This window comes from Clostridium sp. HV4-5-A1G, from assembly GCF_900184915.1.
GTDB lineage: Bacteria > Bacillota > Clostridia > Clostridiales > Clostridiaceae > Clostridium_B > Clostridium_B aromativorans.
Genome location: NZ_FXYI02000099.1, coordinates 1 through 13,593 on the forward strand (window position 1 = coordinate 1; position 13,593 = coordinate 13,593).

Genomic DNA, 13,593 nt, shown 5'->3' on the forward strand with positions numbered 1-13,593 from the left:
AAATTATGATTTATTTTATGTAACTGAAAATTTTAGTTTTTAGTTATATTTTTTATATTCGTAAATGGAAATTAGAGAGTTTTGATCGGTTGAGTTGATTTCATTTTATATTAAAAGGGGGCACTGGGTGGATGAAAATAAATGTCTCTAGAATAATGAATACTAGTATTTTATTGATAAAATTAGAAGGTAAATTAAAAAACTTAAGTCAAAATAAAGAAACATATGATTATGTGATTGTAAACGATAATAGAGATGAAGTAAAAAAGATATTTTGTTATCTAGGTGAAAAGCATAGGGTACCATTTGACACTATTGGTTATTTATATTATAAAGATTTAATAGAGGTAAATCAGAATGTTAAAGATGTAATTATTGTTAAAGATGATAAATATAATGTGGTCGGGATTATTACCAATCGTGAATTGCTAAATTTTATAGAAAATAAATATAAAATACTTTTAGAAGACTATACCCGTGTAAAAACGGATTTGAATGCTTTTATGACTTGCTCGGATGATCTGGTTTGTATTACTGACGGATCCGGTATTAAGGTCAGAATAAGCTCTTCTTGTGAGAAAATCTATGGTGTAAAACCTAAAGAACTTATTGGAAAGAATGTAAGGGAATTAGAGAAAAAACGTATATATTTGCCATCTGCTACAAGAATGGCTATAGAGGAGAAAAAGCCTATAACCTTAACACAAAGAACGAAATCAGGAAAAAAGCTTCTTGTAGTAGCTACACCTGTTTTTGATAAAGATAATAATGTTAAACGTGTTGTCAGCATATCAAAGGACATAACGAATGAAGAGATGCTAAAAAGTGATCTGTATAAGACTAAAGATCTTTTACAGAGGTATGAGCAGGAACTGGCAGCTTTGAGAATTGAACAGACTCAAGATCACAACATTATATATAGAAGCAAGGAAATGGAAAAAGTTATAGAAGTGATAAAAAAAGTCGCAGTAGTGGATTCCACCCTTATTATATATGGAGAAACCGGAGTTGGCAAGGAAGTAATATGCAAATATGTTCATAATATCAGTAACAGAAATGGGAGACCTTTTGTTAAATTAAATTGCGGGGCGATTCCAGAGAACTTACTGGAAACTGAGTTATTTGGGTATGAAAAGGGTGCTTTTACTGGGGCACGTTCTGAAGGAAAGCCGGGGCTTTTTGAGATTGCCGACAAGGGAACTCTGTTTCTCGATGAAATTGGTGAAATACCTTTTATCCTACAAGTAAAGCTTCTGAGAGTGCTGCAGGAGAAGGAATTTATCAGAGTGGGTGGTATTAAACCTAGAAAAGTTGATGTGAGAATAATAGCGGCTACCAATAGAGATCTAAAAAAATTGGTTGAAGACGGGAAGTTCAGGCAGGATTTATATTACAGGCTAAATGTAATTCCAATAACGATACCTCCTTTGAGAGATAGAGTAGAAGACATATCCGTACTTGCATATCATTTTTTGGATGTATATAATAAAAAATATGGCTATTCAAAACAGCTTACAAATGAGGTTATAGAAGTTTTTATGAAATATAGATGGCCGGGAAATGTGAGAGAGCTGGAAAATGTAATTGAGCGTACTGTAATAATTTCAGAAGATAACCAGATTAGATGCAGTGATCTGCCTGGGGAACTGACGACTACGAATGAAGATAGTAACCTATCAGATGAAATACATATTTCGAAACTTATGCCTCTTAGGAAAGCTTCTGCATTAGTGGAGTACCAGCTTATAAAAAGGGCTATTGATGAGAACGGAAGCACCTATAAAGCAGCTAAAGTGTTGGATGTAGATCAGTCTACGATTGTAAGAAAAATAAAAAAATATGAGTCCGCAGCAAAATGAATTTTTAATGTAGCCATGCATTGCTTAATGTAAATTTACATTGATTAATATAATATTTGAAATTTAAAATTATGACCTAAAGGCATTTATAGGTCTTTTTTTTATTTGGCATAAATTTTGCGTAAGCTTAAGGATGTAAAAATATCTTATGGGAGCGATGGTATATGAACCAAAATATTTATAAGAGCAGTGCTATGGAACGATTGAATTTGACGAGCCAAGATATGGAGCTTTGGTGGGATTCAAATCCTCTTATCTATGAAACATGGTGTGAGAAATTTTTAAAATCTACTCCGGATAATTTAAGGGATATTGTGAAATCACAATTAAAGAAGCTGTGGGATAGTAATACGGATTCTGAAAAATGGGTATTCAAAGGCGTTACCACAAATCCTCCCCTTACAAAGGCGGTATTTGATCTATTAGGTGATAAATGGGCTCCGATTATTAGGAACATCATACACTATAATCCTAAACTTAATATGGATGAAATTACCTGGAAAGTTTATATGGAAGCTTGCAAAAGAGGTGCCGCACGTTATTTGAATTTATATGAGCAATCTTCACATAAATATGGTTTTGTGTCAGCTCAAGTAAATCCTCAAGATTATATTAATCCGTTTAAAATGGTCAAGGAGGGACTTGGATTAAAACAATTGCAGGCTAACATTATGGTAAAAGTTCCAGCAACTGAGGAGGGCGTCTTGACAATATTTATATTGACACTTCTTGGCATTCCTACAAATGCAACTTTGTCCTTTACGCTGCCGCAAATTATGGCAGTTGCAAAGGCAGTTAAATCAGGCAGGGAATTGGGCGAAAAATTTGGAACTGACTATTCAAATTGGCGTTCAGTAATAACATTGATGATAGGGAGATTTGAGGATGCACATACTTTTGAGGATGAGGCTTCAGAAAGAGGGGTTAAACTTACTGAAAAAATGAAGAGGTGGGCTGGTATTGCAATAGCTAAAAAGGCCTGCAGAATTTTAACTGAGAATAAGTATCCAAGTAAATTGTTGATTTGCTCTATGAGAGTAGGTCCTGAGATTGACGGAGTTAAACAGATATGGCATATAGAAAAATTAGCTGGTGAAAACATGATATTTACAATGAACCCAAATTTGATACAGAATTTAATGCTTCTGTATATTGATAGACCGTTGAAAAGCGGTGTAGAGGAGCAGGTACCAGAAGAGATTATAGAGGAACTGCTGAAAATACCTTATTTTAGCAGAGGATACGGTGAAGAAACAATTGCCCCAGATGAATTTAAAAATATAGAGCCTACTTTTACAACTTATAAGCAATTTTCAAGTGCAGTAGATGATCTGGAATCTTTTGTTTCTATAATAAAAAATTCAAGTAAAGGTGCTTCTGTTATATAGGAAAGTTTGGAGGGTGTATTTAAATTGGTGGATATTAATAGAGATGAAATTAGGAAAACAGCAGAACAAATCAGAAAGGATTGTATTTGTATGAGCACTAGAGCAAATTTTGGACATCTAGCGCCAGCGCTTTCTAGTGCGGATATTATAGCGACTTTATACAAAGGTATTATGAACTACAGACCTGATAATCCTCAGTGGCCTGATAGAGATAGTTTTATTTTAAGCAAAGGGCATGGCTGTTTAGCATTATATTCAATATTATCTCAGGTAGGATATTATAAACGTGATCTATTAAGAGATTTTGCCAGCAAATGCGATACCATGTTGCCTGGGCATCCTGAGATAAAATTACCGGGGGTTGAAGCCAATACGGGATCATTAGGTCATGGCATTCCATTGGCCATCGGTATGGCATTGGCGGCAAAAATGGATGATAGAAAGTGCAGGGTATTTGTTTTAACAGGTGATGGAGAGCTTGAAGAGGGAACTAACTGGGAAGCTGCAATGATTGCTGCAAAACATAAACTGGATAATTTGGTTGTTATAGTGGACAGAAATAGTTTGCAACTGGGGGATTTTACTGAAAATATAAGTCAACTAGAGCCATTAGAGGATAAGTGGAGAGCTTTTGGATGGTCTACTAAAAATGTAAATGGCCACAATATAGGGGAATTACTGACTTCATTAAATAGTGCACCTTATGAGACTGGAAGACCTACTGCTGTAATAGCTCATACAATTAAGGGAAAAGGACTGGAAATTGCAGAGAATAAAATAGAATGGCATCACAAAGTTCTGACAAGAGAACAATATGAGAGCCTAAAAGATAATTTGGGATTGGAGGCACTTGAATGATGACTGAAAATAAAAAATCCACAAGAGATGCTTTTATAGATGGACTCCTGAGTGTAGGAGAAGGTAATAAAAAAATAGTAACTGTAGCTGCAGATTCACAATCTCGATATGGAAGCTTCGTAAATTTGTACAGGGAAAGAAGCTTTAATGTGGGTATAGCTGAACAGTCAATGATAGGTATAGCTGCTGGGCTGGCATTGGCTGGTAAAATTCCTGTAGTTACTTCCTATGCAAACTTTCTAACCTTTAGAGCTTGTGAGCAAATTAGAGTGGATATTGCTGGACAAAATTTGAATGTCAAAATTGTTGGCACGGATACAGGTTTTTCTTCAGAATGGCTTGGCTATACACATATGGCATTGGAGGATGTGGCTTCCATAAGATCAATTCCAAATGTTGTGATAATAGATCCTGCGGACTATAATGAGGCATTTGCCGCAACAAGGGCAGCGTTTGAATACAAGGGGCCGGTGTATTTACGTTTAAGGGGCAGAAAGAAAGAGAACTTAGTCTATGATAGAATTCAGGACTTTCAAATTGGGAGAGGAAATGTATTGCGAAAAGGTAAAGATGCAGTTGTAATCTCATCCGGCGGTGCAGTATACGATTCCTTAAAAGCCGTGGATTTATTGCGGCAAAATGGTATTAATGCTGCATTGATTGATATGGCGTCTATAAGGCCATTGGATGATGAACTCATTCTGAATTTTGTATCAAAAATAAAGACAGTTGTTACAGTGGAAGATCACAATATTGTAGGTGGACTGGGAAGTGCTGTTGCAGAGCTGCTCTCAGAAAACACCAGAGATACAACACTTTTAAGGCTTGGTGTAAAAGACAGCTTTGGAACTGCTGGAACCGATGAAATGCTTAAAAAGAAATTTATGTTAGATACAGATGGAATTGCATCTGGTATCAGGTCGTTTATTGAAAATCATAGATAATTTATTTATATGAAAAGGGGTGTTTGATATCATGAAAATTATAATCGGAGCAGATAATCTTGGATATGATCTAAAAGAAATTGTAAAGACACATATTGAGTCAAAAGGTATAGAAGTAGTTGATGTAGGAGTATATGATAAAAAGCCGGTAGACTATCCTGATGTGGCGCTGGCCGTTGCTAAGAGAATAGCAAATAATGAATTTGAAAGGGGAATTTTGATATGTGGTACAGGTATAGGAATGGCTATTGCGGCAAATAAGGTGCCTGGAGTGAGGGCAGCCCAGTGCCATGATATTTATTCAGCAGAAAGGTCCAGGAAGAGCAATAATGCACAGATAATGACCATGGGTGCTGTGGTGATTGGGCCGGAGTTGGCTAAAAAACTAGTTGATGTCTGGCTTGAATCTGAATTTCAGGGTGGGCGCTCCATACCCAAAGTTAAAAAGATAAACGACATAGATAGTAGATGCCGTAAATCTGTCTAGAGGTTATGTTAAAATCAATTATTTAGTAAAAAGGAAGGTTGGAATATGTCAAGATATGATTGCGATTTACATTGTCATACAGTTAGATCTGATGGAAATGACACTCCCAGGGAACTGATAGATAATGCAGCTAAAATTGGTATGAAAGTTATTGCAATAACCGATCATGATATACAGCCTCCATCTGTAGTTAAAGTGGGAAATGAGGAAATACCAATTAAAAAATATGCATTTGATAAGGGCATTGAATTGGTTTTGGGATATGAATTTTCCTGTGATACTTATGTGGATGATGTGCATATTTTAGGCTATAAGCTTGATTGGAGTAATAAATTGGTAGAAGATGAGGTTAGAAGGGAAAGAGAGAGCAAGGTGGATGCTTATAGAAAATTATGTGATGTGTTAACTGAAAATGGAATTCATGTGGATTATGAAAATTCCATATTGCGGTATACGGATGAAGAGGATAATGTAAGATACAGAAAACCGGAGGATGTGCAGAGAAAACATATATTTGAGTTCATTGCTAAAACGGGATATGCACCTAGCTGGAAAGATGCAAAAATAATGGTACGTGATAATCCCAAATTAAATGTGAGAAGAAAAAAAATAAATCCTTTTGACGCAATTGATCTTATTAAAAATTGCGGGGGGACGGTTGTATTAGCCCATCCATTTTTAATTGATGATGTAGTTAAATATCCTGATGAGAAAACTCTTACAAGAGAGAATTACATAAATCAATTGATAGAACATGGGCTTGACGGAATTGAAGCTTGTTATACCTATTCCAAAACCAGCTATAAGGGCAGCTTTAGTAATAAGGAAATAGAAAACTATATAAAAGAACATTATGGAGACAGGGTAAAATTTTTTACAGGTGGTTCGGATTATCATGATGACGGGAAGAAAAATGTAAAAAACCCAAGGTGTATAGGAGAAGCTGGTATTACCTATGAAGAATTCAATACTATAAGAGATTATTTTATTTAAAACGTTGATTACGGAAAGGATTGATGAAATTGCCATTAGTTAGTAGTAAAGCGTTGTTAATTCATGCACTTAAAAATCACTACGCAGTTGGTGCATTTAATGCAAATAATATGGAAGTGGCACAAGCTATTGTTATGGCAGCCGAGGCAGAAAAGGCACCGGTTATAATTCAGATGAGTCAAGGAGCAATAAAATATGCTGGTATGAACGGTATTTTTTCAATTGTTGGATCATTGGCAAAAAGATCAAGCGTACCAGTTGTCTGCCACTTGGATCATGGAGTTGATTATGATGTTGTGGTGGGTGCATTGAGGACGGGCTTTACGTCGCTCATGTTTGATGGATCGCCTCTGTCCTTTGAAGAAAATATAGAGATTACCAAACAATTGGTTAAGATGTGTCATGCTGTGGGTATTCCTCTGGAAGCTGAGATAGGGAAAGTTCCTGATTCGGAAAAGAGCCATTTATCACAAGAAGAAATGAAAAAATATTATACTACCCCGAAAGAGGCAGAGGAATTTTTTGAAAAAACCAAGGTAGATTCACTTGCTGTATCGGTGGGGAGTGCCCATAAAATGAAAATACAATCTGCTGTGCTAGATATAGACAGAATATATGAAATAAATGAGGTAGTTGAGGCACCATTGGTTTTACATGGGGCTTCAGGAGTAAAAGCTGAATATGTTGTAAAAGCAATTAAAGCTGGTATAACAAAGGTAAATTTTGCTACTGAATTAAATAAAGCTCTTACAGGTTCTCTAAGGGAAAGCTTAAGTAAAAATCCTGATTTAGTTGATGTGAGAAAATATGGAGATGAGGCACGAAAAAATGTTGTACGGACTGTAAGAGAAAAAATCCAGCTGCTGGGTTCTTCTAATAGGGCAGAAGAGACTTTGAGATTTATTTCAGAAAATGAGTATTTTCACCAGCACAAAAGCGGCAACAGCATTATTGAGTAAATAACATATAGGGATATGTTAGTAAAATATTATCTGACTTTGTATATAAGACATAGAGTACTCTTATAGGTAAATTGACTTTATATTGATGAAAGCTTGACTTTTATAAAATCAGAAAACGTTTTTAAATTGGGGGGTTATGAGTTGTATATATTATCAATAGATTTTGGCACTTCTTCGCTTAAGATGGGCATATTTAATAGAAAAGGGAAAAATCTATGTTCAACTAAAGTTGAATACGATTTTGAGGTTATAGATAGATTTAAGATTCAAATAGATGCAAATCTTATGTTTAAGGCGTTTATTGACGGATTGAAGAAATTTGAGGAATATAAAGATAAAATAGAGGTAGTTATAGGTGATGTAGCGTTGTCAATGATTGCCATGGATAAAGAGGGAAATCCGGTTTATCCTATGATACTGCATTTGGACAGGAGAAGTTATGCACAGTCCGAGTTTGCTCTAAGGGCAGTTGGCGGCGATAATTTTATGAATATAAATGGCAATTTGCCGTTTGCAGGTGGTATTACATGTACGAGTATGCTTTGGATCAAGGATAATTTACCTGATGTCTATAAAAAGACGTATAAATTTGGACATTTTAATACATTTTTCCTGAGAAAAATGGTCGGAAAATTTTTGATAGATCCTTCAAATGCATCTTTCACAGGGTTGTATGAGACATTAAAAGAAGGTGGATGGTCTGAAGATATCTGCAGGGAAATTGGAATGGATAGGGATAAGCTGCCTGATATAGTTCCAACCAAGAGCATTGCAGGTTACCTGTCAAAGTCAGCAGCTGAATTGACAGGGCTTCGCGAAGGTGTACCAGTAATTGTAGGATCAAATGACACTGCAAGTGCCGCCTTTGGTGCCGGTGCTGTTAATACTGGTGATATTTTGAATGTGTCAGGAAGTAATGAAATTATTACTGTTACTACGGACAATCCTATTCCAGACAGGCATTACTATATTCGTACATCAGTTACTCCTGGCAGGTGGCTCTATCTTGCTATAACTGTTGGCGGCAATGCAGTGGAATGGTTTAGGAAAGAGTTCTGTAAGGATATGAGCAAAGAGGAATTTTATTCTGAATATCTGCAGGATATCTATAGAAAGTATTCTAATATGGATATTACAGAAATAAAGGAGAAATTCGAACCATATTTGGCAGGAGACAGGCACAGCCTGAAAAAAAAGACGGGAGCTTTTAATGGCCTTACCTTTGAGAGTACAAGAGAAAGTATGTTATTAGGTCTTTTAATAGGAACTTATGATCCTGTGTTTAATACAATTAATGTTTGCAAAGATCAGATAAAACTCAATCAAAATATCTTTTGGACTGGCGGGATGATCAATGATGCTTATCTGAAATTTAAGCGTAATATTTTTAGAGGTTTTGATTTTAAAGCGAAAAAGGATTGTTCTGAACTTGGAAATATTAAAATTGCAGTTGAAGTTTTAGATCCAGTATCTAATATATTATAGTAAAAATTATATTCTTAAGAAAGGAATGAACTAATATGAACAACATAAAAGAAAAACTCAATGGAACAATTTCTCCAATTGTAACTCCATTTGTCAATCAGGAAGTGGGCTATGGTGAATTGGGGAAGAACATTAAAAAGTTAAATGTATCCCATCTAAAAGGCTATATGCTGCTGGGAAGCAATGGTGAATTCAAGAGTTTAACAGATGCTGAAAGTCTTAAAGCAATTGAAGTGGTGTTAAAAAATAAATCCGATGACAAAACATTTATTGTAGGAACAGGCAGAGAATCAGCTTATGCAACTATTGAATTTACAAAAAAGGCAGCCAGTGTGGGAGTTGATTTTGTAAGTGTACTTACACCAAATTATTTTCCTGGCAGAATGAACGACGAGTCCCTGATTAAATTTTATACTACAGTTGCGGATGCATCACCAGTTCCATTGCTGATATATTGTATACCAAAATCAGCCAATGGTGTTATGGTATCGACTAAGGCTGTATCAGTACTTGCACAGCATCCCAATATTGTAGGTATGAAGGATTCATCCAAGGAGGATATAGGCAAATATGTTGGTGCAGTTCCTGAAGGAGCGGATTTTTACGTCTTGTCCGGTTCTATTATGAAATTTTTAGATGGATTAAAGAAGGGAGCTGTAGGAGGAGTGCTTTCCATGGCAAATTACCTTCCTGATCTCTGCAGCAAAATTCAAGAACTGTTTAATGAGGGAAAAAGAGAAGAGGCTGAAAAACTGAATGATAGGCTCTGTAAACTCAATCCTAAAATTTCAGGTTATGGTGGTGTAGTAGCGGTTAAAACAGCTATGAATTTGCTTGGATATTATGGGATGGAACCTAGACTGCCTTTGCTGCCGTTAAAGGAAAACGAAGTGGATGAAATTAAAAAATATTTAATTGAGGAAGGGCTGTTGAAATGAAGCAGGTATTGTTATCTCAGGAAATACACCCTGAGGGGAGAAAATTGTTAGATAAAAGATTTGATGTTTCCACTGTTACCAATCCAGATGAAAAAACAGTTGCATCTATGGCAAAAAATGCAGATGCTATTGTTCTCAGGACGAATTTAAAAATTACGAAAAGTATAATTTTAAATGCACCTAAATTAAAAATCATATCGAGGACTGGTGCAGGTGTTGACAATATAGATATTGATACCGCTACAAAGCAGGGAATCTTAGTTTGCAATTTACCTGGTGTAAACAATGTTTCAGTATGTGAACATACTATTTCCATGATGTTGTGTCTGGCAAAGCAGCTAGCCTATATGGATAAGTCCGTGCGCAATGGCAATTGGAAAGCAAGAAGATCAAATTCGTCCGTAGAGATGGATGGAAAAATACTTGGAGTTGTCGGTTTGGGAAAAATCGGAGCTCTGGTTGCCAAGAAATGTCATAATGCGTTTAATATGAAGATATTGGCATTTGATCCATATTTAAAAGATAAATTTCAAAACAGCGAATATGAGTTTGTTGATGATTTAAAAACGCTATTTAGAAATTCCGATTTTATAACGCTGCATTGTCCTGATACGCCCCAGACTAGAGGAATGGTAACAGAGGATCTCTTGTATTCAATGAAGAAAACTGCTTATTTAATAAATGCCGCAAGGGGAAGTTTGATGGATGAAAGAGCATTGGTGAAGGTACTTAAAGAAAAAAGAATTGCAGGTGCAGGTATTGATGTGTTTACCCAGGAGCCACCGTCACCTGATAATGAGCTGTTGAAACTTGAAAATATAATGCTGTCACCTCATTCTGCAGCATTGACCAAAGAAGCGTCGGAGAGAATGGCAGTTAAAGCTGTAGAAGCTGTTATCGATTATTTTGAAGGACGTCAGCCAAAATACATTTTTAACCATGATGAATTGTTAAAGAGAAATATAATTAGTGAGTAGTTTAAACTTATATAGACATGAAGGTTATATGAAAAATTAGATTTTGAGCTGTCGATTTGAGCGGCATGATTTCCATATAGAGCGACAGCTCAGATAAAGATTTTTGATAAAATTAGAAGGATGTGAGAATTTGAAAACTGTATATTCAAAAAAGATCACAAATGAACGATGGATCCATATTTTACCACCATGTATAATAATTTATATAGTAGCTTTTATAGATAGGACGAATATAGGATTAGCAATTGCCGGAGGTATGGACAAAACATTGGCAATTAATTCTTCAGTTGCAGGCCTGGCAGCTGGTATATTTTCAATAGGATACTTGATTTTACAAGTTCCAGGAGGGAATATTGCAGAACATGGAAGTGCTAAAAAATTTATTGCATTATCAATAGTAATGTGGAGCGTCTTGTCAATAGTAAACGGTTTTGTGAATAATAGTTTTGAACTCTTGGTAGTTAGGTTTTTACTTGGTGTGGCTGAAGGAGGGGTATATCCAGCTATACTAGTGCTAATAACTCATTGGTTTCCTGATGAAGAAAGGGGGAGAGCTACTGGATGGTTTAACATGAATTATCCTATAGCTAATATTATTGCTTCTCCAATATCTGGATGGATTATGTCTATTTATAGTTGGAGATGGGTTTTTATTATTGAGGGAATATTGTCTTTTGCTTTACTTTTTATCTGGTATCCTTTAATTAATAATTATCCTAGTGATGCTAAGTGGATAAAGAAAGATGAGTTAGATTGGCTTGAAAATAAACTGAGTAATGAAAAAAGTCAAGTTGAAAGAAATATTAGTATACAAAAAACATCAAATAATATATTTACTTCAACTAATTTGTGGTTATTAGTTATAACATATTTTTGCTATATGACAGGCATTTTTGGTTATTATCTATGGCTTCCTACATTAATTAAAGATTTAACGCATACTGGAATTGCTGTAGTTGGATTATTATCTATTATACCTTATATAGGCTCAGCAATGGGAATTTGGTTTTTTTCGCGACTATCTGACAGAACATTGAAACGTAAATTATATGCTGTTATACCTATGGTAGGCCTTGCTGCATCATTATCTTTGTCTGTTGTTTTTAAATTTAATATGTGGCTTTCTTATATTTTTTTAGTTTTTGGAGGTGTGTTTGTACAATCTTATAACAGCAGTTTTTGGGCTATACCGCCGATGATATTTAAGGCTGATGTGGCAGGTGCAGCTCGAGGTATTATAAATGGCATGGGAAATTTAGGAGCATTTTTAGGGCCATATCTGTTAGGGCTTATTATGACATATATGAAAAGTGCAGATGTAGGAATGTATATATTAGCTGTTATTTTACTGATAGGATGCTTTTTTAATTCAATTGTGAAATTACCTAAAAAAGAAAGGGTTGTTGAAAGTTCATAGTATATTTAATAATTAATATTATGGTATAAATTACTTTAAAAACTAAGAATTACTGATGCTATGGATATAAACTTATATCAAGAATTAGTTGAAAATTCAGATTTATTTGGCCCTAAAAGAACAATGGGGATTGCAATGATATTTTGGTCTTTCTTTGCATTTGCACCGGCAATTGCGTGGGGATTTGCTCATTTCTTATCAAATACAGCAGGTATTGTTGCACCAAGCATAACAGGATATATTGTCCAGGGAACGGGGAAATTCACGAGTGCTTTTATATTAGCTGGCTCGTTGGCTTTGTTAAGTGCTTTAGTTGTTCTGGCTTTTATGCATCCTATACGTAAGTTAGATGAAAAAAAGATATCTGTTTCAAAATCAGTATTTTATAAATGTAATAAATAAATTTTAGGGGGAATAAATAATGAATGGTTTATCGGGGAAAACGGCAATTGTTACTGGAGGCAGCAGGGGAATTGGTTTTGCCATTGTGAAGCTTTTAGCTGAAGAAGGGGCAAGTGTTGTAATTGCAAATCGTAAGAAAAGAGAGAGTGAAGAGGGGGCAATATCTGAATTAAAAAATAAAGGACTAGATGTATATAGTGTACCCTGTGATGTTTCTAATTTGGGAAACATAAAACATCTGATATCGGAGACAATAAATCACTTTAACAAAATAGACATGTTGATTAACTGTGCAGGGGTAAATACAAGGAAACCTGTTGAAAGCTATACAGAAGAAGATTGGGATTACATGGTTGATATCAATTTGAAAGGTGCATTTTTTACTTGTATTGAAGCAGGAAAACATATGATAGCTCAGAAGAGTGGAGCAATTGTAAATGTAGCCTCAATTCAAAGCGAGCAGGTTTTGCCGGAGAGAGGTATCTATGCAGTTACTAAGGGTGGTATAAAGCAATTGACTAAAGCATTGGCAGTAGAATGGGCTAAATATAATATAAGGGTAAATGCTGTATCTCCAGCTTTTGTAAAAACGGAAATGACTGAGAAAATGCTAGAGGACAAATATTGGGGAAATTTGATCATTAATAAAACACCTATGAAAAGACTGGGAAGGCCTGAGGAAGTTGCAGAAACAGTTCTGTTTTTAGTATCACCAAAAGCTTCATATATAACGGGTATAAATTTGATGGTTGACGGAGGATGGACAGCATAGGTTGGCATTTTTAATATTAATTGCAAATCAAATGAATTTTAAGGGGGAATGATTATGAATGACAATATAAATTCCTTAATTGTAGACAAAAAAGATAATGTGGCTGTGGCT

13 protein-coding genes are annotated in these 13,593 nt (G+C 35.2%); all 13 read left to right on the forward strand.

The features are described from left to right. The first annotated feature begins 131 nt into the window (after positions 1 to 131). Positions 132 to 1,859, forward strand: a complete 1,728-nt coding sequence (locus J5G60_RS11325) for a sigma-54 interaction domain-containing protein (RefSeq protein WP_150357853.1) — start codon at positions 132 to 134, stop codon at positions 1,857 to 1,859. A 164-nt stretch (positions 1,860 to 2,023) separates the two neighbouring features. Then, positions 2,024 to 3,247 carry a transaldolase family protein gene (locus J5G60_RS11330; protein ID WP_150357852.1) on the forward strand — a complete coding sequence of 408 codons (1,224 nt, stop codon included), beginning with the start codon at positions 2,024 to 2,026 and terminating at the stop codon, positions 3,245 to 3,247. A gap of 27 nt (positions 3,248 to 3,274) precedes the next feature. Continuing rightward, positions 3,275 to 4,105, forward strand: coding sequence for a transketolase (locus J5G60_RS11335; RefSeq protein WP_236035267.1), 831 nt, complete (start codon positions 3,275 to 3,277; stop codon positions 4,103 to 4,105). Beyond that, a complete protein-coding gene (locus J5G60_RS11340; RefSeq protein ID WP_207708008.1) occupies positions 4,102 to 5,049 on the forward strand; it encodes a transketolase family protein in 948 nt (315 codons plus the stop codon). The genes J5G60_RS11335 and J5G60_RS11340 overlap by 4 nt, the downstream gene beginning before the upstream one ends. A gap of 31 nt (positions 5,050 to 5,080) precedes the next feature. Further along, on the forward strand, positions 5,081 to 5,536 hold the full coding sequence (gene rpiB / locus J5G60_RS11345) for a ribose 5-phosphate isomerase B (RefSeq protein WP_179977223.1): 456 nt from the start codon (positions 5,081 to 5,083) through the stop codon (positions 5,534 to 5,536). Between the two features lie 45 nt (positions 5,537 to 5,581). After that, on the forward strand, positions 5,582 to 6,529 hold the full coding sequence (locus J5G60_RS11350) for a PHP domain-containing protein (protein ID WP_150357850.1): 948 nt from the start codon (positions 5,582 to 5,584) through the stop codon (positions 6,527 to 6,529). A gap of 29 nt (positions 6,530 to 6,558) precedes the next feature. Beyond that, complete coding sequence (locus J5G60_RS11355) at positions 6,559 to 7,488, forward strand: class II fructose-bisphosphate aldolase (protein WP_150357849.1); 930 nt, start codon at positions 6,559 to 6,561, stop codon at positions 7,486 to 7,488. A gap of 144 nt (positions 7,489 to 7,632) precedes the next feature. Beyond that, a complete protein-coding gene (locus J5G60_RS11360; protein ID WP_150357848.1) occupies positions 7,633 to 8,976 on the forward strand; it encodes an FGGY-family carbohydrate kinase in 1,344 nt (447 codons plus the stop codon). Between the two features lie 35 nt (positions 8,977 to 9,011). Further along, a complete protein-coding gene (locus J5G60_RS11365; RefSeq protein ID WP_150357847.1) occupies positions 9,012 to 9,914 on the forward strand; it encodes a dihydrodipicolinate synthase family protein in 903 nt (300 codons plus the stop codon). Next, positions 9,911 to 10,891, forward strand: coding sequence for a hydroxyacid dehydrogenase (locus J5G60_RS11370; RefSeq protein ID WP_150357846.1), 981 nt, complete (start codon positions 9,911 to 9,913; stop codon positions 10,889 to 10,891). Before J5G60_RS11365 ends, J5G60_RS11370 begins: the two co-directional genes overlap by 4 nt. 130 nt (positions 10,892 to 11,021) lie before the next feature. Next, positions 11,022 to 12,308, forward strand: a complete 1,287-nt coding sequence (locus J5G60_RS11375; protein WP_150357845.1) for an MFS transporter — start codon at positions 11,022 to 11,024, stop codon at positions 12,306 to 12,308. A gap of 60 nt (positions 12,309 to 12,368) precedes the next feature. Then, on the forward strand, positions 12,369 to 12,710 hold the full coding sequence (locus J5G60_RS11380) for an MFS transporter (protein ID WP_150357844.1): 342 nt from the start codon (positions 12,369 to 12,371) through the stop codon (positions 12,708 to 12,710). 19 nt (positions 12,711 to 12,729) lie between these two features. Next, positions 12,730 to 13,482, forward strand: coding sequence for an SDR family NAD(P)-dependent oxidoreductase (locus tag J5G60_RS11385; RefSeq protein ID WP_150357843.1), 753 nt, complete (start codon positions 12,730 to 12,732; stop codon positions 13,480 to 13,482). The last annotated feature ends 111 nt before the right edge of the window (positions 13,483 to 13,593 follow it).

Bases quoted from the DNA above. Each gene is read 5' to 3' on its own strand.
- J5G60_RS11325 (WP_150357853.1), top strand. From the start codon at position 132: ATGAAAATAAATGTCTCTAGAATAATGAATACTAGTATTTTATTGATA.
- J5G60_RS11330 (WP_150357852.1), top strand. From the start codon at position 2,024: ATGAACCAAAATATTTATAAGAGCAGTGCTATGGAACGATTGAATTTG.
- J5G60_RS11340 (WP_207708008.1), top strand. From the start codon at position 4,102: ATGATGACTGAAAATAAAAAATCCACAAGAGATGCTTTTATAGATGGA.
- rpiB (WP_179977223.1), top strand. From the start codon at position 5,081: ATGAAAATTATAATCGGAGCAGATAATCTTGGATATGATCTAAAAGAA.
- J5G60_RS11350 (WP_150357850.1), top strand. From the start codon at position 5,582: ATGTCAAGATATGATTGCGATTTACATTGTCATACAGTTAGATCTGAT.
- J5G60_RS11365 (WP_150357847.1), top strand. From the start codon at position 9,012: ATGAACAACATAAAAGAAAAACTCAATGGAACAATTTCTCCAATTGTA.
- J5G60_RS11370 (WP_150357846.1), top strand. From the start codon at position 9,911: ATGAAGCAGGTATTGTTATCTCAGGAAATACACCCTGAGGGGAGAAAA.
- J5G60_RS11380 (WP_150357844.1), top strand. From the start codon at position 12,369: ATGGATATAAACTTATATCAAGAATTAGTTGAAAATTCAGATTTATTT.
- J5G60_RS11385 (WP_150357843.1), top strand. From the start codon at position 12,730: ATGAATGGTTTATCGGGGAAAACGGCAATTGTTACTGGAGGCAGCAGG.